Annotated in this window: 21 protein-coding genes; 9 read left to right on the top strand and 12 right to left on the bottom strand. The window is 35.5% G+C overall.

Features of this window, described 5'->3' with window-relative positions; genetic code table 11:
* Positions 1-56 precede the first annotated feature (56 nt).
* The 3 genes from BLP98_RS00790 to BLP98_RS00780 all read left to right on the top strand — a co-directional run bounded on the left by BLP98_RS00790 (position 57) and on the right by BLP98_RS00780 (position 2,259).
* The gene (locus BLP98_RS00790) at positions 57-1,046 is read left to right on the top strand and encodes a peptidoglycan recognition protein family protein (protein ID WP_074481459.1); all 990 of its coding nucleotides are present in this window, start codon (positions 57-59) and stop codon (positions 1,044-1,046) included.
* A 79-nt stretch (positions 1,047-1,125) separates the two neighbouring features.
* Positions 1,126-1,611 carry an aminoacyl-tRNA deacylase gene (locus BLP98_RS00785; protein WP_074481458.1) on the top strand — a complete coding sequence of 162 codons (486 nt, stop codon included), beginning with the start codon at positions 1,126-1,128 and terminating at the stop codon, positions 1,609-1,611.
* A 24-nt stretch (positions 1,612-1,635) separates the two neighbouring features.
* Complete coding sequence (locus BLP98_RS00780) at positions 1,636-2,259, top strand: histidine phosphatase family protein (RefSeq protein WP_039696539.1); 624 nt, start codon at positions 1,636-1,638, stop codon at positions 2,257-2,259.
* A 39-nt stretch (positions 2,260-2,298) separates the two neighbouring features.
* Here the strand turns inward: BLP98_RS00780 and BLP98_RS00775 are convergent, their stop codons facing one another.
* Positions 2,299-3,210 carry an HAD family hydrolase gene (locus tag BLP98_RS00775; protein ID WP_074481457.1) on the bottom strand — a complete coding sequence of 304 codons (912 nt, stop codon included), beginning with the start codon at positions 3,208-3,210 and terminating at the stop codon, positions 2,299-2,301.
* Between the two features lie 191 nt (positions 3,211-3,401).
* On the opposite strand from BLP98_RS00775, the gene lysS reads away from it, so the two are divergent.
* Positions 3,402-4,892: a lysine--tRNA ligase gene (gene lysS / locus BLP98_RS00770; RefSeq protein WP_074481456.1), complete on the top strand. Its 1,491-nt coding sequence runs from the start codon at positions 3,402-3,404 to the stop codon at positions 4,890-4,892.
* Between the two features lie 91 nt (positions 4,893-4,983).
* Entirely contained in the window at positions 4,984-6,771 is a 1,788-nt protein-coding gene (locus BLP98_RS00765) for an AIPR family protein (protein WP_074481455.1), read from the top strand.
* Between the two features lie 218 nt (positions 6,772-6,989).
* On the opposite strand, the gene BLP98_RS00760 is transcribed toward BLP98_RS00765, so the two are convergent.
* Together BLP98_RS00760 and BLP98_RS00755 are read right to left on the bottom strand one after the other, a co-directional pair.
* On the bottom strand, positions 6,990-8,330 hold the full coding sequence (locus BLP98_RS00760; RefSeq protein WP_074481454.1) for a hypothetical protein: 1,341 nt from the start codon (positions 8,328-8,330) through the stop codon (positions 6,990-6,992).
* Between the two features lie 174 nt (positions 8,331-8,504).
* Positions 8,505-10,274 (bottom strand): MFS transporter, encoded by a 1,770-nt coding sequence (locus BLP98_RS00755; RefSeq protein ID WP_074481453.1) that lies wholly within the window; start codon positions 10,272-10,274, stop codon positions 8,505-8,507.
* 157 nt (positions 10,275-10,431) lie between these two features.
* On the opposite strand from BLP98_RS00755, the gene BLP98_RS00750 reads away from it, so the two are divergent.
* Together BLP98_RS00750 and BLP98_RS00745 are read left to right on the top strand one after the other, a co-directional pair.
* A complete protein-coding gene (locus tag BLP98_RS00750; RefSeq protein ID WP_074481452.1) occupies positions 10,432-10,971 on the top strand; it encodes a TetR/AcrR family transcriptional regulator in 540 nt (179 codons plus the stop codon).
* 120 nt (positions 10,972-11,091) lie between these two features.
* Entirely contained in the window at positions 11,092-12,285 is a 1,194-nt protein-coding gene (locus BLP98_RS00745) for an MFS transporter (RefSeq protein ID WP_074481451.1), read from the top strand.
* A gap of 63 nt (positions 12,286-12,348) precedes the next feature.
* Here BLP98_RS00745 and BLP98_RS00740 read toward each other — a convergent pair whose 3' ends face one another.
* Positions 12,349-13,101 (bottom strand): HAD family hydrolase, encoded by a 753-nt coding sequence (locus tag BLP98_RS00740; RefSeq protein ID WP_074481450.1) that lies wholly within the window; start codon positions 13,099-13,101, stop codon positions 12,349-12,351.
* Positions 13,102-13,229: 128 nt separating this feature from the next.
* On the bottom strand, positions 13,230-13,442 hold the full coding sequence (locus BLP98_RS00735) for a YdbC family protein (RefSeq protein WP_014335080.1): 213 nt from the start codon (positions 13,440-13,442) through the stop codon (positions 13,230-13,232).
* Between the two features lie 111 nt (positions 13,443-13,553).
* Between BLP98_RS00735 and BLP98_RS00730 the strand changes: the two genes are divergently transcribed.
* Positions 13,554-13,883 (top strand): hypothetical protein, encoded by a 330-nt coding sequence (locus BLP98_RS00730; protein ID WP_074481797.1) that lies wholly within the window; start codon positions 13,554-13,556, stop codon positions 13,881-13,883.
* A 56-nt stretch (positions 13,884-13,939) separates the two neighbouring features.
* On the opposite strand, the gene BLP98_RS00725 is transcribed toward BLP98_RS00730, so the two are convergent.
* Both BLP98_RS00725 and BLP98_RS00720 read right to left on the bottom strand, forming a co-directional pair.
* Positions 13,940-15,229: a peptidase U32 family protein gene (locus BLP98_RS00725; protein WP_074481449.1), complete on the bottom strand. Its 1,290-nt coding sequence runs from the start codon at positions 15,227-15,229 to the stop codon at positions 13,940-13,942.
* A gap of 135 nt (positions 15,230-15,364) precedes the next feature.
* Positions 15,365-16,291, bottom strand: a complete 927-nt coding sequence (locus BLP98_RS00720; protein WP_074481448.1) for a peptidase U32 family protein — start codon at positions 16,289-16,291, stop codon at positions 15,365-15,367.
* 273 nt (positions 16,292-16,564) lie between these two features.
* Here BLP98_RS00720 and BLP98_RS00715 point away from each other — a divergent pair, with 273 nt between their 5' ends.
* Positions 16,565-16,855, top strand: a complete 291-nt coding sequence (locus tag BLP98_RS00715) for a DUF3270 domain-containing protein (protein WP_014335084.1) — start codon at positions 16,565-16,567, stop codon at positions 16,853-16,855.
* Between the two features lie 67 nt (positions 16,856-16,922).
* Here BLP98_RS00715 and BLP98_RS00710 read toward each other — a convergent pair whose 3' ends face one another.
* From BLP98_RS00710 to BLP98_RS00690, 5 genes are all read right to left on the bottom strand, one after another.
* A complete protein-coding gene (locus BLP98_RS00710) occupies positions 16,923-17,417 on the bottom strand; it encodes a YtxH domain-containing protein (protein WP_074481447.1) in 495 nt (164 codons plus the stop codon).
* Positions 17,410-17,829, bottom strand: a complete 420-nt coding sequence (locus BLP98_RS00705; protein ID WP_074481446.1) for a DUF948 domain-containing protein — start codon at positions 17,827-17,829, stop codon at positions 17,410-17,412. Before BLP98_RS00705 ends, BLP98_RS00710 begins: the two co-directional genes overlap by 8 nt.
* 23 nt (positions 17,830-17,852) lie before the next feature.
* Positions 17,853-18,635, bottom strand: coding sequence for a prolipoprotein diacylglyceryl transferase (lgt, locus tag BLP98_RS00700; protein WP_074481445.1), 783 nt, complete (start codon positions 18,633-18,635; stop codon positions 17,853-17,855).
* Positions 18,635-19,564, bottom strand: coding sequence for an HPr(Ser) kinase/phosphatase (gene hprK, locus BLP98_RS00695; protein ID WP_327084531.1), 930 nt, complete (start codon positions 19,562-19,564; stop codon positions 18,635-18,637). The genes lgt and hprK overlap by 1 nt, the downstream gene beginning before the upstream one ends.
* A gap of 320 nt (positions 19,565-19,884) precedes the next feature.
* Positions 19,885-20,163, bottom strand: coding sequence for a PspC domain-containing protein (locus BLP98_RS00690; protein ID WP_074481443.1), 279 nt, complete (start codon positions 20,161-20,163; stop codon positions 19,885-19,887).
* Positions 20,164-20,207 lie beyond the last annotated feature (44 nt).

Raw genomic sequence — 20,207 nt, 5'->3', positions numbered from 1 at the left:
TTTGATTTTGCTAGTCTTTTTATTTTTCTTTAAGCCAATCAAACTATAATTTAGGCATGACAATAAAGAAACATCTCTCTCGGAGGAAACGACATCAAAACTCAGTTTACCTAAACATTTCTGTCTTAGTCATTTCCTTTGCTGCACTTATAATCATTTTTTCTAAACTATTCTTTTCGGGAATTATTACACACGCGCTTGATCAAGGCTTGGATTTGTCATCAGCTAGCAACTACACTACGTCTCAAACAGCCACTGTCTCAAGCACTAAAGCTAATATTTACACAAAGAATGGCTCAAGCACCAGTCTTCCAAAAGACACCGAGTTATCTATCGATGCTTATTATTACAAAGCTAAAATCAATGAAAAAGAAGTTACCCTTGCAGAATTTGACATGAATGGTGAAACTTACTATATCGACACCAAAGATATTTCACTACAGCAAACAAACGCCATCAACCAATATATTGCTGGGACACTTACCTATTCACACAGCGAGATTACAGATAGTATTGAAAAGAGCTTTGAACAAAGCGCTTATAAAACCTCTGATGGTAAACCTCGTGGAATCATTATTCACGATACTGGCGTTGATGATTCAACTATCCAAAGTGAAGTGAACTATATGGTTCAAAATTATGATGCAGAAGGCATTTTTGTCCATTCTTTCATCGACGATGCAACCATTCTTCGTATTGCTGATGAAAATTACGAAGCTCAAGGCGCTGGTGCCAAAGCCAATCCTTACTACATTCAATTTGAATTAACACATGAAACCTCACAAGACAGCTTTGCAAAGCAATTAGCCAATGCTGCTTATTACACGGCGTACATGCTAAAAAAATATGACCTTCCCGTAACACTTGGTCAAGAAAATGGTGACGGTACTATTTGGACACACGAAATGATTAGCCTCTACCTTGGCGGAACTGACCACGTTGACCCAACTGATTATTGGTCAGAAAGTGCTAACGATTATTTTGGTAGTGACTATGACGTTGAAGATTTTGTTGAACTTGTTCAAGCTTATTACAATACGCTATAAAAAGGTAAAACTTGTACCTTTTTATTTTTTTAGTAAAATAGTAGGTGAATAGACTGAAATAGAAAGATTGAGAGGGAATATGGCAAAAAAAGCAAAACTTAAAAAGACTTTGGTCGACCAAATTTTAGATAAAGCCAAAATTGAACACGATAGCTTAGCCATCAACGCATTGAAAGACGAGCTACCTGAAGGCATTGAAAAATCAGATATTTTCAAAACTTTAGCGCTTAGTGGTGATAAAACTGGTCCTCTAATCGGAATCGTACAAATCACCGAACACCTTTCCGAAAAGAAATTGGCCAAAGTTTCTGGAAATAAAAAAGTCAGCATGATTCCACAAAAGAATCTTCAAAAAACAACAGGTTATATTCACGGGGCAAATAATCCTGTCGGCATTCACCAAAAACACAATTTCCCAATCTTTATCGATAACCGTGCTTTAGAAATGGGAACAATGATTGTCTCTGCCGGTGAAGTTGGACGCTCAATCCGCATCGACAGCCAAACCTTGGCTGATTTTGTCGGAGCAAGATTTGCTGACTTACGCGACGACTCACACCAATAATGGTTTAGATTAGAAGGTACAAGAATGAAATTTTATTTTGTACGCCATGGTAAAACACAATGGAATCTCGAAGGGCGTTTTCAAGGAGCAAATGGCGACTCCCCACTACTGGAAGAATCTGTTCGAGATCTTGAAAAATTAGGAGACTACCTCAAAGATATCAAATTCGATGCTGTCTTTTCCAGCGATTTAAAACGTGCCAGTGATACTTGTAAAATCATCATGTCACGTAGCAATTATCCAAAAGCGATTAGTTTTCAACCAGCGCTGCGCGAATGGCATCTTGGAAGACTTGAAGGTAGTAAAATCTCAACAATGACTGACATCTATCCGACACAAATGGATGCCTTCCGTCACAATTTGGCGAAATTTGATAACGATATTTTCAACGCTGAATCACTTTATCAAACCACAAAACGCGTTGAGGGCTTTATCCGTTCAATGAAAGGCCAACCTTACCAACATGTTCTTCTTGTTGGACACGGCGCAAATTTCACAGCTTCAATCAGAAGTTTGCTCGGTTATGAGCCTGCGGTTCTACGCTCTAATGGTGGCTTGGACAACGGTAGTGTTACTGTCATTGAAACCTTTGACTTCGACCAATACTCTTGTATCAAATGGAATGATACTTACTACAAAGAAAAATAGTTTAAGTACAAAAAAGCTCTCCTTATGGAGAGCTTTTCTTTATTTACTGTGTCTTGCGTATTTCATACGAAGAATTTTTTCTTGTTGTTTGTCCAAACGAAGTAGGATAACAACTTTATCAATACTCATGTTACTTTCTAGCAAACGTTCTGCTGCCATCATCAAGCCGTTGTTGATTCCCATTTCAAGAATTGGGTTTTTCTTGTCATTGACGTCAAAGATGAACTTGTTATCTGGAAGGTCAAAGAGAACTTTTACAGCTCCAAATAATTGTTCAAAGTTATCAATAGCCACGTCATAAACTGGTTTGATACCAGGTTTTAAGCTACGACCACGGTGGTTAAACCACATTGAGTGCCAGCCACCATTGAAGGCACCAACAACGTCGTTGTCGTAAGAATCACCAACGTAAAGTGTTGTCGCAGGGTTCATATCAAATTGCTCAGCAGCAAGGTTGAAAATTTCTTTTTCAGGTTTTTGGAACCCAGTTGCTTGGCTGACAAGAACACGTTTTGGGTCAACGTAGTCGTAAAGACCAAGTTTTTTAACTTTTTTCAATTGGTGTTCAGTTGGACCATTTGTGATGATTCCCATTGGAACACCTTTTTCTTTAAGAAAATCAAGCGTCATGCGCATTTCATCAAGCATTGTGATGTTTTCCAATTCTTCTTCGTAGATTTCTTGGAAGTGCACACCAGTCGCTTCATCAATTTCGCGGTAACCAAATTCAAGCAAAGTTTCTTTACAACGCCAGAAGCGGAAATATTCAGTTGTCCATTCACCAGCCATAACACGTGGGAAGCCAACATCTGAATAATGACGGAAACGAATGTAAGCTTGATTGATTTTACTCATATCAAAGTCAGGGAAACATTTCTCAACGGCAATGCGATAAGGCGCCTGTTGGTCATAAATCGTATCGTCAACATCAAAAACAATTGAAGTAATCATGAATCTCTTTTCTCTCTAAGTTATTTTTACCGTCACATATTATACTATTTTTTGCCCTTCTTTTCAATTAAAGTCAATTCTGCGACCAGAAAACACTTTCTTGCCAAAAGCCACCCTAACACAAGCAAAAATAAAGTGAATTCTAGCGTCATTTATGTTACAATAGGAAAGAATATATATTGGAGGAAAACATGTCAAACGAACACATCGAAGAATTAAACGACCAACAAATCGTGCGTCGTGAAAAAATGGCAGCTTTGGCTGAACAAGGCATCGATCCTTTCGGAACTCGATTTGAACGCACAGCTACTTCTGGTCAATTAAAAGAAAAATACTCTGACAAAACCAAAGAAGAATTACATGAAATTAACGAAACAGCTACTATCGCTGGTCGTCTAATGACTAAACGTGGTAAAGGTAAAGTTGGTTTTGCACACATCCAAGACCGCGATGGTCAAATCCAAATCTACGTCCGTAAAGATGCTGTTGGTGACGAAAACTATCAAATTTTCAAAAAAGCAGACCTCGGTGACTTCCTCGGTATCGAAGGTGAAATCATGCGTACAGACATGGGTGAATTGACAATCAAAGCCACTCACATCACTCACTTGTCTAAAGCACTTCGTCCACTTCCAGAAAAATTCCACGGACTTACAGACGTTGAAACAATCTACCGTAAACGTTACCTTGATTTGATTTCAAACCGTGAAAGCTTTGAACGCTTTGTCACACGTTCAAAAATCATCTCAGAAATCCGTCGTTACCTTGATGGACTTGGTTTCCTAGAAGTTGAAACTCCAGTTCTTCACAACGAAGCTGGTGGTGCTGCTGCTCGTCCATTCATCACTCACCACAACGCTCAAGACATGGATATGGTTCTTCGTATCGCTTTGGAACTTCACTTGAAACGTCTTATCGTTGGTGGTATGGAAAAAGTTTATGAAATCGGACGTGTCTTCCGTAACGAAGGTATGGATGCAACTCACAACCCTGAGTTCACTATGATCGAACTTTACGAAGCATACGCTGACTTCAAAGATATCATGGACATCACAGAAGGCATCATCCAAAATGCTTCTGCTGCTGTTAACGGTAACGGACCTATCACTTACCAAGGTACTGAAATTGCTATCGACCAACCATTCAAACGTATCCACATGGTTGATGCTATCAAAGAAGTGACTGGTGTAGACTTCTGGAAAGAAATGACTCTTGAAGAAGCTCAAGAACTTGCTAAAGAGAAAAACGTTCCAGTTGAAAAACACTTCACTTCAGTTGGTCACATCATCAACGCCTTCTTCGAAGAATTTGTTGAAGAAACATTGATCCAACCAACATTCGTATACGGACACCCAGTTGAAGTATCTCCACTTGCTAAGAAAAATGCAGAAGATCCTCGCTTCACTGACCGTTTCGAACTCTTCATCATGACTAAAGAATACGGTAACGCTTATTCAGAGCTTAACGACCCAATCGACCAATTGGCACGTTTCGAAGCACAAGCTAAAGCCAAAGAACTTGGTGATGACGAAGCAACAGGTGTTGACTACGACTACGTCGAAGCCCTTGAATACGGTATGCCACCAACAGGTGGACTTGGTATCGGTATCGACCGTCTTGTCATGCTCCTTACAGATACAACAACAATCCGTGATGCTTTGTTATTCCCTACAATGAAATAATCACCAAATTTAAACTTGTATTCAAAAAGCATCTCTAAGATAGAGATGTTTTTTTGATACAATTGTTACATATAAAATTAGGAGAAAAATTATGTCAGCGATATTAGATAATGAAATTCAAAAAATAATTAAATTGAGTGAACAATTTGGTAATAAATTATCAAAGGAAAAAGCCTTCGATTTTTTAATATGTTCATTATTCTGTTATAACTCAATAGATTACCAAAAAAATTGGTATAACATCATTAATCAAAACATCACTGACGGTGTTTCAGATGGTGGTATAGATTTCATTTACTATGATGATGAAAACTCAAAAGTAATAATTGGTCAAAATAAGTATTCTAATAAAATTTCTGTTAATGATGCAGTTGCTGAAATAGAAAAACTCGACTCTACTATTCAAAATTTTTACAAAATGCAAACATCAAATTACAGTACAAGCTTAAAGCAAAAAGTTTTAGAAGTATTAGATCGATTGACCGATGATAATGAAGGAAATATTGATTATATATTTACATCATTATCTTCTTTCAATACTAGCAAGGTCATTTCAAGAGTTGAGGGAAGAGCTCAGTATTCTGACTTAATTTTCAATGATTTAACCGACATTGAAAAAACTATAAACGACTTAAAAACCGAACTTAAAGTAGTTCCAGAATATAAATTTAAAATCGATACCCCCAAAAATTATCTTCACTATCAGTCGAATTCAACTGAAGGAATCATCGTTAATGTCAGTGCAGGAAGTCTAAAGGAAGCCTTTGACCGTTATGAAAGCAATGGATTATTTAACTTAAACATTAGAAGATATATAAAATCTAAAAATGTGGACGAAGCCATAAAAACAACTATAAAAAAAGATAGAGATGATTTTTGGTTTAAAAACAATGGACTTACAATCGCTTGTAGTGATTATAACCTTGATGGAAATACAGTAAATGTCTACGACTTCTCGATCGTTAACGGAGGTCAAACTACTACTCTAATAGCTAAAAACTATGAGTCTGATGATCTTGATTTTTATGTAATGTGTAAAATCATTAAAAGTAATGAAAAACTGGATGAAAATAATTCTATGAGCTTCTATAATGAAATAGCTGAAGCAACAAACTCACAAAAACCAATTCAACCTAGAGACTTAAAATCAAATTCCCCTGAAATGATAAAATTAAAGCAATTACTTCTGGATCGTGACTTCTTCTTAGAAATTAAAAGAGGAATAACTGCACCACGAAAATATTCAGACAAAAAAATCAAAAATGATGATTTAGCACAATTATACTTTTCTTTTGTTTTACAAAGACCAGGTACTGCTAGATCAAATAAAGCCTCTTTATTTGCTAATAATGCCCATTATAGAAAAGTATTCTTACAAAAATATGATAAAGAACCTAACAGAATTGATTTCTTAGTTGATTTAATCGACTTAAGTAAAAGGGTTGATAAAATAATTCAAAATTTTAAAAACGGTACTGATGATCGAATGACAGCTGATGAAGTTAATATTTTAAGCAATGGTAAACTCGCTATTTTTGCCTTATTTGGCTTTATTTACTCCTTAACAAACAAAGATATTGAAACATCAGCTCATTCAAATATCTCAGATAACTTTGAATTTGGTTCATTTATATCTAATTACCATGAAGATGACATTGATAAATTAATTACAGACTTAGTACTTGAGTTAACTCAAGCTATAACTGACTACTACAAAACTGAATTTGATGCTGGAAAAGTTACAAGTATCAGTAATTTTTTAAAAACCGATAAAAAGTATTCAGAAACAATTTTAGATAGATATGTTGCACACCTGAAACAACGCAAAAATGAGGAAGAACTCATTTCATACTACGGAAATCTTTTCAAGCGAAATTGATCACAAAAAAAGACACTAAAAATATATTAGTGTCTTTTTCTTTTCAGAATAAACCTAAATCAATGTAATTATGTTAGTGAAAACAAAACAATTTTAACTGCTACTTCCACACTTAACGATCCAATATTGTGACCCTATTATTGCATTTCGTACAATAACCTCTATTAAGTTTAAGTTGCTTATCAACTAACAAAACTCAATCCGCAAAGTATTTATTCTTACTGTATATTTTTTTCAACAGTAACAATATAGCCTACTATTAAAAAAATAGAAAAGAAAACTCCTTGTAAAATTATAAATAAGGGATGATTAAAATGTACTTCTTTCCATAGAAAATACAGAAAGTACCAAGTTCCAGCAATGACTAAAAAATAGAGGATTCCTTGTATCCACCCCCAAATAACTCTTTTTTTTATCAGAACAATTTGATAATCCGCTATATCCCTAAGTTTTTTTCTTTCATCAATATTAATACTAATTTGAGAATTATATATGCTAAACACTAAAATAAATGCAAAAACAAGAAAAATAAGAAACAATAGAAATATCACCCGTCTAATTACTAAGTTAATGGTCATGGAATCAATTATCCAAAACAATAAATTCAAAGAAATAATTATTGTAGTTGCCATAATAAATACTGTAAAACCAATAATAATATTTATAATCTTTGAAATTATTTGGGCAATCCCATCTTTTGAATTTGAAAACAAATCACTAAAAAAAGACAATATAATATTTACTTTATCACCGATAGAATTATCTATACATTTATCAATACTTGAACGGGGAAATTCAATTTTTGAATAAATTATATTATCTACATTACCTGATCCATTTTTCCGAAATTTTTCTAAATCATCAAAAGTTTTCACTTCTGTGTTTATATCAAAATCCCAAATAGTAGATAATCTTTTTAATAAAACCAATTTCTGATTTTCATTATTTGTTGAATCAACTTTGAAAATTATATATAGAAAAACAAATAATAAAATCACCGCAAGAAGAATAGAAAATATTAGAATTAAAAATAAAAACTTTTGTTTAGACTCTTCATTATTTATTGCACTTAGTAAACTTTTCGCATTAACCTTATTTAATTGATCATTCACCCAAGAATTTGCACTAATAAATCCGAGAACTGCAATAATTAAGTCTTTAAAACCTAATTTTTGATCATTTTCTTCCAACATAACTATATAATCATCAACAATAGTCTTGGTAACACCTTTTTTTAATAAAATATTCTTTAATTCCAAAATCATTCTGTCAATTTCATATATTGTTACCCTTTTTCTATTCATTGAAGTACAATATAATCGATACCATTTTTTATAATCTCTATCAATCAATTTATTAGACGGAGAGTATCCAAATTTTCTATATCTTCTTTTCATAAGAAAATAGAAAAAAATAAATATTAAAAGAAATAAATTAACAGTAGTAATTTGTGACATACTTAATCCCTCTCCTTTCATCCTTATCAAATAATTTTTGCTATTTTTTATAAAATCATTTAACACTTTTTCAAAAATCTTTTTATTTTCTGTCTTCTGCATAAGATTACTATTTACATTATTAATGTATCTAAAATCTTATTAAATATACTCTCCTCGCTATTCTAATACTTCTAACCCTCTTTTTCAATACTCTAATTATCTAAAAATTAGATTTTTTCATCAAAAACCACCTACTTTTTAGCAGGTGGTTTTCCTATACTCAAATTTTCTCCATCACTTTTTTTCTTTTTTATCAGTGAAGTAAGCGAGTGGGCTTGTGATTAGGACAATCAAAGAACCGATAATAAAGACTTGGTTAAAGGCTTGGCTAAGATTTTTGTTTTTTGAGTCTTTAATTTTTTGGAAGGTATCGGTTAGTTCTTCTTTTTGGGCTAGGAGTTGAATACCTTGTCCTAGTTGTGTTTGTCCTTGGCTTAAAGGTGTTAAGGCTGAGCTGATTTGTTTTGGAAGATTGGCTACGACTTTTTCTGAGCCTACGACTAATTGACTATTGGCATCATAGAGTTTTCGATAATCACTGCCTTTCTTAGGGAGAGGAAGATTATCAGTCTTTTTAGCTGCAGCTTTTACCTTCGTAAACATTTGGCTTTGTTGTTTAGAAGAATCAGTGGTCTTGCTTGTAGATTCAAATACTTCTTTGATTTCTTTTTTAGCAACTATTTTCACTGAATTTGATAACTGATGCTTATCAATTTGAACATAAGCATCATGCCTGATATTATCCTTAGCCGTGTTAATATTAGCATTCAAAATAGTCACAAGTAATGCCATACTAATCGCTTGCCCAATATATCTTGAAGCGTTGACAATCCCAGAACCAATTCCTGCTTTAATAACAGGAAGGTATCTTACAGAAGCAGTCATAGACATCGCCATAAATCCTAAACCAAGACCAATAATCACATTACAACAAATGATAATAGCTTCTGAAGTTTCAAATTGAACTAAGCTTAGCATAAAAAGTCCAGCTGCTGTGATAAACATCCCAATACCAATAAGAAGTTTCGCAGAAAGTTTTTGGTACATTTTGGTTGCTAGAGGCATTCCCACAGCAATCGCTAAAGAGGTTGGCACGATAAGATAAGCTGAATGAAGAGCGCTATAGCCACGAACATTTTGAAGGAAGTAATTCAAAATCAATGACGGTACAATAATTGCAAAACCAAAAATCATGTAAATAATGCTTGAGGCTGTAAAGGTCTTTTCTTTAAACAGTGATAATTCAATAATCGGTGATTTTACTTTTCCTTCTACAAAAATTAACAAGATTAAGCCAACTAAACTAATAGCAAAGCTTGATAAAATGATAGTTGACGTCCAACCATATTCTCTTCCTTCTAGAAGACCAAATGTCAAACCTCCTAAGGCACAAGTCAAAAATACCATACCAAGCCAGTCAATTTCTTTAGCAATACTAAAATCATAAGATTCCTCATTGCCAACTAGAATAAGCACAAAAGAAATCAAAGCAATTGGAATATTAATTCCAAAAATCCAATTGTAGCTTGCCCAATTAATGATAAAGCCACCTATGACTGGACCGCTTGCTGCAGCCAAAGCGCTGAATGCACCTATAACTGCTGTTACCTTACTTGTGTTTGCTTTTCCAAAAAGTGCAATCCCCATTGGTAAAACAATCGGTGTCAAAATTGCCCCACCGATTCCTTGGAAAAATCGGAAAGCAATTAAAAAACTTAGCGAATTTGCCATCATGCAAGCAAATGAAAAGACTCCAAATATAGCAACACCAATCAGCATAACTAATCTACGACCATACAAATCAGCGAGCTTAGAAGCTGTAATAATAAAAGCAGCCATTGCCAAAACATAAATCGTTGAAACCCAGCTCGTATCTGTCAAACTAGAATTGAGATGCTTCATAATGTCTGGTAAGGCAATATTAACGATAGTAGCATCCAAAGCTCCCATAAACATGGCAAGAACTAATCCGACGAACCCAAATACTTTTCTTGTCTTTGACATATTCCTATCCTTTCTTCATAAAAACTCATACCCCATTATGCTTCAAAAAGCTTAATACGATAAGTCAACGCTTTAACATTTTACGAAAAAATAATACAATATTAACAAACCAAAAACCATGACAGATTTTAATAATGTGTTTAATTAAGGGAAAAATATGACGATTAATCGAAAAACAAGCAGCGTTGAAAGCCTAAAAAACGCCCTTATTGAATTGCTTTTTGACAAAACTTATTCAGAAATCACAGTCGCTGACATTGCCAAAAAAGCTGGTGTTAGCCGCGGAACTTTTTACCAGCATTTTCTTGATAAAGATGACCTAGCAACAACCATCAGTGACGAAACCTCCGAAAGATTCTGGAATATTTTATCCAAGGGAAATCTTGATAAACCAGATAAAATCCTCGAAAGTCTAAAGTATATTAAAGATGATGCCAAACACTTCAAAGTCATCTCACAAGCGCCTCATGTACAATTTTCAAAAACCGTTCGTGTACTACTAGAACGATTGGTCACAACAAATGTTAATCTCAAAAATAGAATCAAACAAAAAAGTAAAATAACTGATGATTTGATTATTGAAGCCTTCTGCGCCTCTTTTGAGCGAATCATTTCCGCATGGATTGAAAGTGACTTTAAAAAAAGCCCAGAAGAAATCAGCAATATTATCGTCAAATTGGAAGAATTGTTTTTGTGAGAGAACCCCCATATTTCTCTGGGGATTTTTTTAATTTAACTCAGCAAAAATTATCGAAATATTTTTTATATTGACAAAATATTAAAATCAGCTATAATTATGGCAGCGAAAGGACGATTTATGATATTAAAAAAATATAAAGACTTTAGTCATGTATTTCTGGGACGATTAATTAGCAATTGTGGTGATTCAATTTACACTATTGTTCTATCATGGTATGTCTTAGAAATGACAAATAGCGCTTGGTATGTTGGGCTATTGAATTTTTTAATTTTTATTCCCAATACCTTTTCTTTTGTTTTTGGCAAGAAGATTGACTCTCACCCTAAAAAATTTCTATTAATACTATTAGAGTGGGCACAACTATTAGCCGTACTAGGTATCATTATGGGAATGTGCCTAAAAGGCATAAATGCTAATCTTAGTTTAGCCATTATTTTTACTTGTGTTTTCATCGCCTCAACTGTCGGGCTAAATACTTACACTGTTCAAGATGCGCTGGTTCCAAAGATTGTCGCTTCAAAAGATTTAGCAAAAGCAGAGATGTATATGTCTATAGCTTACAACGGAACAGAATACGTCTTCACTGCTATTAGTGGATTCTTACTTTCTGTTATCAGTTATATTCCTTTACTTTTTATTGATGTCTTTACTTTCTTGGGATCAATCATTTTGTTTAGAAAGATAAGATTTAAAGAAAAAATTGAAAAAAGTGTTGAAGAAACAGACTTCCTTAGCGGACTTCGCTTTATTTTGAAAAATAAAGTCGTATTTTCAATTACACTTGGAGGGGCTATTCTTAACTTTCTCTTTGGTGGATTCAACGTTTATCAACTCCTAATTGCTAAAGAAGTTGGTAACTCTGCCTTTTACGGTCTTTTAGTATCTGCTTGTGCTGTGGGAACTTTGCTCGGAACAACCTTTGTGGCAAATTTTTTATTACAAAAACTAAGTTACGGTAAAGCTTTTTGGCTAGCAACTGTTATTTTTGGAATCGGAATTGGATCCACTGCATTGGCACAAAATCGTTTCGTCATCTTGCTAATTTGGTTTATGTCATGCTTATTTTTAGGAGTAACACATGTTGCTCAAAAGCCAATTTTACAGACTGAGATTCCGAATGAGCACCTTGGAAAAGTATTTAGTGCTTTTTATACAATAACTATTCCAACACTTGCCATTGGTTCTCTGTTCTTTGGATTTATTGCTGATTTCTTATCATGGCGCATTTTTGTTGTACTATTTGCAGGAGCTTTGCTTTTAGTCGCTTTACTTTATTATTCAAACAATAAGTTAAGAAATTATAGCATTTGAAACGTTACTAATCTTTATAACATAAAAAGAGCTTGGAAAATTTCCAAACTCTTTTTCATTCTCTCACCCCACCAACTCACTGATATCATTAATCACTTTGGCATTCATGGTGTTAAGGTTTTGAATGTCTTCTTGGCTGTATGGGAAGGTGTTTAGCAAAATGCCATCCATGCCTGCTGCTTGTGCGATTGCCATGTCGCTGGTGAAGTCATTGCCGACCATGACACTTTCTTTTGGATCAAACTGATTTTCTTTTAGGACAAGGTTCATAAAGTCAACTTGCGGTTTTTTCATTTTGTGGTCAGACGAGATGTAAATCTTATCCAAAAATTCTCTGCATCCTGTCATTTCAATCTCTGCTTGGGTAAATGCACGCTGAGCATTTGAAAGTAAAATGACCGTAGCTCCTGCTTCTTTTAATGTTTTCAAAGTGGCTAGCGTATTTTCGTAAGCTTGCAATTTTTTGCGTGACAGCATTCTAAAGGTCTGAGCAATCAGATTTCCCCAAGTTTCCAAATCAAGAATGATACTATCTGTCGCATGTTTTTGCGGCGCTTCTAACATGAGTTCGATAAAGACATGAACCAAATCAACTTCGACATGTTCTAGTTTTAGTCGCTTACGCAACTGCTCTTCTTGGCGTTTAATCAAAGCATCATAATGTGTCTTTAGAGCTGGTCCAGTATAATCAGCTCCATAAGCACGATAAAGTTCTGCCATTTGCGCCCATAATTGGGGATTTTTCTCATCAGTCTCAATATCAACCAAGGTACCGTAAAAATCAAAAATATAGTTTTTATACTGAAAATTTGCCATTTGTCCTCACCTAAAAATCTTATGATTACGTTTACAATGGCTATTATAGAGGAAAAAGTGGCATTTGACCAGCCTTAATCACAAAAAAACAGCCAACCATTTTGAAAAATGATTAGCTGACTTTTTTATCATGAACGAAAAGCATCCAAAATGATTTTGAATTCATCGTTTGTAAGTGTCACACCTTTGCCCATCTTGCTGTGGTCTGGGCTCCAAGAGCGAATATCAAATTTTGGTTCAGCACCGTTAAAGCTGACACGGTTCAATTCTTTTGTCCATCCTTTATCGCTTTCTGATAGGGTAAGCAAGTGTTCAACGATTTCAAATTTAAATTCTGACATATTTATCTCCTCCTACTTAATATATTCGTAAAAAATTTCTAAACTTTTGATTATTTATTTTTTTTCTTAAAAGGTGTATAATCATTTTATCAATTTTTAGGATAAATGACTATGAAAAATATTATTAAGCAATTTAAAAAACAAGCGCAAGCTTACATTGACTTTCGAGCGCCACAGACAAGTGAGATTAATTTAAAAGCTAATAAAATCATTACCATCATCAAGGAAGCCCAAAACAAGCATCTTGCCCTTCATGCCATTTATGAGGACGATAGTTTTACAGGAGATTTGGTCAAATACGATGCTAAAAACGGCAAGCTCATTTTGAAGAACTTCCAAAAGAACATTTCAACCATTATTCCTATTGATGACATCAAGCGTCTAAGCTTAGTGCCACCGACAGTTAGAAAATCTCAGTTGCAAAATCTCAATAAAAAATGAACGACCTAAACACAAATGTTTATCAGTCGTTCGTTTTTTTATTATTACTGCATTAATTATGCGCGAACAGTTTTGCTGGAACCATCGTTTTTGTAAAGGTTAACGAGCCCTTCTTTACAAGCACGAATCATATCGCCAGGTTGAACCGCTTGTGGGACAGTGATTGTTAGTAATTCCATTGGATTTGGAGCGCGGTCGATTTTGTTTCCATCAGCATCGTGCAAATCTTTGATAGTTGTTTCAAAGTGACGAAGACCTGGACCGTAAAATTCGACCTTATCTCCTTCGAGGATAACGTTACGTTGACGGATTGTTGCTGTCATTGTGCTTTCATCAAAGGCAACAACTTCTCCGACAAATTTATATTGTGGTATTTTACGACGAGCGCCAAAGAGTTGCTCGTTTTCTGTTGGTGTTTTGTAGTAGAAACCAGTTGCCAATTCACGTTGAGCAACTTTCCAAAGCTCATCAAGCAATTCGCCTTTGATGGCTTCGAATTTTGCTGGGCTTTCTAGGTAAGCATCAACAGCTGCGCGGTAGCAGTTTGTAACTGTTGACACGTAGTGAATTGATTTCATACGACCTTCAATCTTGAAGCTATCAACACCATTATCAATCAAATCTGGCAAGTGTTCAATCATACACATGTCAACTGATGACATTGAAAATGGTTCTGGAATTTCACCTTCAAGACTTTTACGTTCCTGACCAAATGGCATATCGTAAAGGTCATATTTCCAACGGCAAGATTGTGAGCATCCACCGCGGTTAGCATCACGGTGACTCATGTGGTTTGAAAGGACACAACGTCCTGAATAACCGATACACATTGCCCCGTGAACGAAGGCTTCAATTTCAAGTGATGTGTGTTTGCGGATTTCTGCAATTTCAGCAACCCCAACTTCACGCGCCAAAACAACACGTGATACACCAACTTCTTCCCAGAAAGCGAATGCTTCATAGTTAGTTGTAGAAGCTTGTGTAGACACATGGACTTCTAAACCTGGTGCTTCTGTTAAACAAATTGTAATCATGGCTGGGTCTGATACGATAACTGCATCTAATCCCATATCACGAAGTTGACGGAACCACTCTCCTGCACCGACTTCGTTTCCTTCGTGAGTAACCATGTTAGCTGCGACGTGCACACGAGCACCGCGAGCATGGGCATAGTTAATCCCTTCTTGCAATTCTTCCATAGAGAAGTTACCAGCACGGCTACGAAGACCGTATTGTTGACCACCTACGAAGACTGCATCTGCTCCGTAATCTACAGCGACTTTTAATTTTTCAAGAGTTCCAGCAGGTGCTAAAACCTCTGGACGTTTAAAATTATTTTTTGACATTATAATCTTCCTATTTTCAAGATAGTAAAAATGATTTTTGATAAACGCTAAGCTTTATCCATTTAACTGTGTAATCCTGCTTATCATGCCCTGAAATAGTAACTCAATCATGATAAACAGATATTTGCGTGAGCCTTATTTGACTTCTTCTGGATCAAATTCGTAGAATCCAGTTCCTAGTGTACGTCCTTTTGGATGCAATTTACGGATTTCTTCATCAAACAAGAAAGCTTGATCTGATGTGAATTCACCAGCTTCCATCAAGGCTTTTGTTTTCACAAAGATTTTTGCAATTTCAACAAAATCATGACCTGGGCAGTAGATACCATCTAATTTCCAGTGTGTGTAGTTGTGTTCAACCAACTCTGTTATTTTTGGCATCATATCAAGGTCATCAGTATCAAAGATGTGTGTACCGTGTTTGTCTTCGTAAATTGAATAATGTGAGTCTTTGTTACTTGGTTCAGCAAGGAAAAGACCACGTTCACGAGTTTTTTCATCGTCAATGTGTGTAAAATTATAGTAATTTTGCAACAACGGACGTTTTGAATGATGAATAACAGTTGCTCCGTAAACAAGTACTTCAGCTGGGTAGCGAAGATTTTCAGACATTTGGAACAACTCTGCTGATGGGATTTCACGCGCAAGAACTGTTTCACTTGCTCCGTGGTCACCCCAGAAGTTTACTTGACGACTTGATGTCACGAAAACTGAAGCATCGTAAATCATCTTGAAGTTGTAACCTTCGTGTTTGTTGATGTGGAAAAGTCCAGCATCACAAGCTACCACGTAATCAGCTTTAATTTCTTTCAAGAAATCAAGGTATGGTCGAACGGCATTGATCATGTCTTGGTGGAGCAATGCATTACATGCAACACTCAATTCTTTACCAGCGGCATGAACCATATCAGCAATCTCACGAAGTTCATCATACGTGAAATTGTGCGGCAAACGCAAACCATAATTTTCTTCACCCACATAAATGCGGTCAACACCTGCATCTAAGAGCTCTTTGACCTGCTCAATAGATTCAGCTGTCGCAGTAATAATTATTTTTTCCATAACGTTTTAATTATACCACTCCTATAACAATTCGTCACTCAGATCTCCTCAGAATCCTTTTGTTATAGCTTTCTAAAGTATTTTTATCTAGCTTCAGAATGAGCAAAACTTTATGAGAGGAGAGACTCAAAAAGAAATCCTCATTTTGAAACAAAAAAGAGGAACAACTATTTTAAACATATTTTTGACAAAGAGTCAAGAGCTTTTTTTAAAAAAAGGTGACAAATATATTAATTTATGGTATGATATCAGTTGAAATAGAGGAGAGGGATTATGCCAACACCGTTAAAGCAACATAAAGACCTTGAAGAACAAGAACAACATCTTCAGGTAGATGATACCCCTAAATTTTACGAATTTCAGGAAATTAATCACAGAAGCGCTAAGCTCAAGGAACTCATGTTCTTTGCCCGTATCGCTTTATTTGCTATTTCCACTGTAGTGGTATCTTTCTTTTTACTTGTCTTGAATCTGGCGCCAATCTGGGCTTTCTTGTTTGCCTCTCTTATCAGCCTAGCCATTACGTCAGCTGTTTCAAGCATTATTTGGTCATTAAGACATTGATAAACAAAACTCCCATTGCTGGGAGTTTTTTAATACGAAAAAAGCGGCCCTTTGGACCGCCTTTTTATTATGCTTTAGTATCTTCTTCTGATTTTTCAGCTTCAGCTTTTGGTTCTTCAGAAGGTGTTTCATCTTCTTTTGCTGTGTAATCAATGATAATATCATCAACTTCAGCTTCCACATCTTCTTTGACATCTTCTGCTTTATCAGCAACATCGTCAACGACATCAGATACTTTTGATGTTAATTCTGATACTTTTTCAGTCGCATAGTCAGCAGCTGCTTGACCTTTTTCTTTAACGATTTCAAGAAATTCATCAGTTGTTAGTTCGCCTGATTCAAATTTTTCTTTGTAATCGTTAAAAGTGTCTACTGCTAAGTCAGTGTATTCTGTTGCCTTATCTTTAGCTTTTTGATGGTATTCAGAAGGATTTTCTTTGTAAGCTTGATATGCTTTACTTGCTTTTTTCTGTAATTCTTTACCTTTTTCAGTAGATAGGAAATAAGCTGCGGCTGCACCTGAGGCAACACCAATAATCACATTTCTCAATAATTTACTCATGCTCTTTCTCCTTTTTTAATAGTTTTGAGGCAACTTTACCGACAGCATAAGCTGCACTAGCTTTACCAACATTTGATGTCGCTTGAGAAGCTTTTTGAGATAAGTGTCGAGCTTGAGCATTCAAGTCAGAGACTGTCTCTGAAAGATCAGCGACCGCCACAAACAAAGGATCAATTGTTGAAACCTTGCCATTGACATCTTCTACTAAAACATTTGCTTTAGCTAAGATTTCATTAGCTTGGTGAAGGGATACGTTAACATCACTTGTCAACACTTTAATCGTTTGTTTTGATTCCTCAATAGTCTCGTTAACAACATCAACTGTTTTATATAGTTTAACACCAATTGGTACAAAAACGCCAACCAAAACTGCAAAAGCAATGGCTAAAATTAATAGAGCTACTTCTAACATCTTATCTCCTATCTACAAAACACCTATTCCTGGTAGTATGGAATGTCTTTTTGTTTTCTTCTCCATACAATCATCACTAAACCAACCAAGATTAAAATCGCTGACAACCATTGTGACACGCGCATGCCAAGAAACATCAAACTGTCAGTTCGCATCCCCTCAATCACAAAACGTCCAAAACCATACCAAATCAAATAAAAGAATGTCACTTCACCTCGTTTTAAGAAGTGTGGACGATGTCTTACGCTCATAATAATGATAAAACCAAGTAAGTTCCACAGCGACTCATATAAGAAAGTCGGAACCCGATAACTACCATCAATGTACATCTGATTCTTAATAAAATCTGGTAAGTAATTGAGGCTTTTAACAGCTTTACCGTAAGCTTCTTGATTGACAAAGTTTCCCCAACGACCAATAGCTTGCGCAATCATAACCCCAGGAGCAGCAATATCCAAAAAGTCAAGCGGGTTAATCGCACGGTAGTAAGAAAAGACAAACAGAACAATCGCTCCAGTAATCAATCCACCATAAATAGCTAAACCACCATGCCATACTGCAAAAATCTCTGTCCAAGGTTGACTAGCATAATAATTCCAATCAAAGATAACATAATACAATCTAGCTCCAATTATAGCTAAAGGAAATGCCACCAAGATAAAATCTAAGATGTCGTCAGGAATAATCTTACGACGCGGTGCTTCTTTCATGGCTAAGTGAACCGCAAGAAGCATCCCCGAAACAATGAACAGTGCATACCAACGAACAGCAAACGGACCAATTTGAATCGCAATCGGATTAATCATCAGCTTTCCTCATTCTTGGTAATCAATTGTGTTAAACGTTCTTCAAACGTCTTAGTGGCATCAAATCCCATTTGTTTAGCACGGTAATTCATGGCAGCTGCTTCGATAACAACAGACATGTTTCGACCAGTTTGAACAGGAATACGAAGACGTGGAATTTTAACACCTGACAATTCAAGTTCTTCGTTACCATTTCCTAAACGGTCAAAGACTTTACCTGATTCATAGTTTTCAAGATAAATGGCCAATTGAACTTGTGAAGAATCTTTAACAGCACTCGCACCATAAAGGCTCATCACATCAATAATCCCTACACCACGGATTTCTAACAAATGGCGTAGAATCTCAGCAGGTTCTCCCCAAAGTGTTTCTTCATCTTTAGCAAAAACATCCACACGGTCATCAGCCACAAGACGGTGGCCACGTTTAACTAATTCAAGACCAGTTTCACTTTTACCAATACCAGAATCACCTTGGATCAAAACACCCATGCCGTAGATATCCATCAAAACACCGTGAACACTAGTACGTTCTGCCAGACAAGAATCCAGATACCATGACATTTCACCAGATAAGCGACTAGTTGGCACATGACTTTGCAAAATAGCAATGCCTTTTTCCTTAGCAGCACTAATCATTTCTTCTGGAATATCCAAATTGCGTGCCACAATAAGGGCTGGTGTTTCTGGCTTAATCATCTCTCTCAAAACATGACGTCGATTATGTGAGGTCATTTTTGTGAGATAAGACCACTCTTTCATTCCCAAAAGTTGCAAACGCTCTGGTGAATAATAATCAAAATAGCCAGTCATTTCAAGACCTGGACGTGAAATATCTGACGTTGTAATCTCTTTTGATAATAAGTCATCATCACCGTAGATAACATCAAGTTTTACCTTGTCTACTAACATTTTTACAGTAACTGACATGTCCCATACCATGAACTTTTTACAAAAAATGTAAATGAATTGAAAACTTTAAAATTAGACAGTCCGTCCATTTTCAAAGAATTAACAATTCTGTTCAATCCTTTTCCTCTTTTTTCATTATTATATCATAATCATGCTAAAAAGTAAGCGCTCACGCAGGGTTTTCAGGATTTATTATGAGAAGGCATTCTCACGTCAGTTAATTAAAAAGGCTTGGGAAAATTCCCAAACCTTTCTCGTTTCTTAAGGCTACGATAAGTTCCTGTTATACTTATCTAGTCTTTTTTGACTGCAACATTAAAAACTTAATTTGTCAGTGATTACCAGAACCAGCCGTCATTGTCATCGTCATCATCGACAACTTCAGCATCCTTTCTTCTACGCGGACCAGTACCATATTGATCACGTGTAATATCTTCTTTGTAAGGAAGAAAAATTGCTAAGAGGATGTAAAGCACAATGCCAAAACCATAAAAGTACATTAGCAATGCTGCTAGGACACGTGTTAACGGTAAATCCCAGCCAAACTTATCAGCAATTCCGGCGCAAACACCACAAACCAGTTTATTCTTTCGCTGTTTATAAAGAGCTGATTTCATCTTTATCCCTTCCTTCTTTTACTATAACTATTATACCTAATCCC

Source organism: Streptococcus equinus (assembly GCF_900104225.1).
Taxonomy (GTDB): Bacteria; Bacillota; Bacilli; order Lactobacillales; family Streptococcaceae; genus Streptococcus; species Streptococcus equinus_D.
The sequence above is the reverse complement of the archived record's forward strand: the minus strand, read 5'-3'. Positions and strand labels throughout refer to the sequence as shown.

Excerpts from the sequence above, each read along its gene's own strand:
- BLP98_RS00790 (WP_074481459.1), top strand. The coding sequence starts at position 57 with ATGACAATAAAGAAACATCTCTCTCGGAGGAAACGACATCAAAACTCA.
- BLP98_RS00785 (WP_074481458.1), top strand. The coding sequence starts at position 1,126 with ATGGCAAAAAAAGCAAAACTTAAAAAGACTTTGGTCGACCAAATTTTA.
- BLP98_RS00780 (WP_039696539.1), top strand. The coding sequence starts at position 1,636 with ATGAAATTTTATTTTGTACGCCATGGTAAAACACAATGGAATCTCGAA.
- BLP98_RS00775 (WP_074481457.1), bottom strand. The coding sequence starts at position 3,210 with ATGATTACTTCAATTGTTTTTGATGTTGACGATACGATTTATGACCAA.
- lysS (WP_074481456.1), top strand. The coding sequence starts at position 3,402 with ATGTCAAACGAACACATCGAAGAATTAAACGACCAACAAATCGTGCGT.
- BLP98_RS00765 (WP_074481455.1), top strand. The coding sequence starts at position 4,984 with ATGTCAGCGATATTAGATAATGAAATTCAAAAAATAATTAAATTGAGT.
- BLP98_RS00760 (WP_074481454.1), bottom strand. The coding sequence starts at position 8,330 with ATGCAGAAGACAGAAAATAAAAAGATTTTTGAAAAAGTGTTAAATGAT.
- BLP98_RS00755 (WP_074481453.1), bottom strand. The coding sequence starts at position 10,274 with ATGTCAAAGACAAGAAAAGTATTTGGGTTCGTCGGATTAGTTCTTGCC.
- BLP98_RS00750 (WP_074481452.1), top strand. The coding sequence starts at position 10,432 with ATGACGATTAATCGAAAAACAAGCAGCGTTGAAAGCCTAAAAAACGCC.
- BLP98_RS00745 (WP_074481451.1), top strand. The coding sequence starts at position 11,092 with ATGATATTAAAAAAATATAAAGACTTTAGTCATGTATTTCTGGGACGA.
- BLP98_RS00740 (WP_074481450.1), bottom strand. The coding sequence starts at position 13,101 with ATGGCAAATTTTCAGTATAAAAACTATATTTTTGATTTTTACGGTACC.
- BLP98_RS00735 (WP_014335080.1), bottom strand. The coding sequence starts at position 13,442 with ATGTCAGAATTTAAATTTGAAATCGTTGAACACTTGCTTACCCTATCA.
- BLP98_RS00730 (WP_074481797.1), top strand. The coding sequence starts at position 13,554 with ATGAAAAATATTATTAAGCAATTTAAAAAACAAGCGCAAGCTTACATT.
- BLP98_RS00725 (WP_074481449.1), bottom strand. The coding sequence starts at position 15,229 with ATGTCAAAAAATAATTTTAAACGTCCAGAGGTTTTAGCACCTGCTGGA.
- BLP98_RS00720 (WP_074481448.1), bottom strand. The coding sequence starts at position 16,291 with ATGGAAAAAATAATTATTACTGCGACAGCTGAATCTATTGAGCAGGTC.
- BLP98_RS00715 (WP_014335084.1), top strand. The coding sequence starts at position 16,565 with ATGCCAACACCGTTAAAGCAACATAAAGACCTTGAAGAACAAGAACAA.
- BLP98_RS00710 (WP_074481447.1), bottom strand. The coding sequence starts at position 17,417 with ATGAGTAAATTATTGAGAAATGTGATTATTGGTGTTGCCTCAGGTGCA.
- BLP98_RS00705 (WP_074481446.1), bottom strand. The coding sequence starts at position 17,829 with ATGTTAGAAGTAGCTCTATTAATTTTAGCCATTGCTTTTGCAGTTTTG.
- lgt (WP_074481445.1), bottom strand. The coding sequence starts at position 18,635 with ATGATTAATCCGATTGCGATTCAAATTGGTCCGTTTGCTGTTCGTTGG.
- hprK (WP_327084531.1), bottom strand. The coding sequence starts at position 19,564 with ATGTCAGTTACTGTAAAAATGTTAGTAGACAAGGTAAAACTTGATGTT.
- BLP98_RS00690 (WP_074481443.1), bottom strand. The coding sequence starts at position 20,163 with ATGAAATCAGCTCTTTATAAACAGCGAAAGAATAAACTGGTTTGTGGT.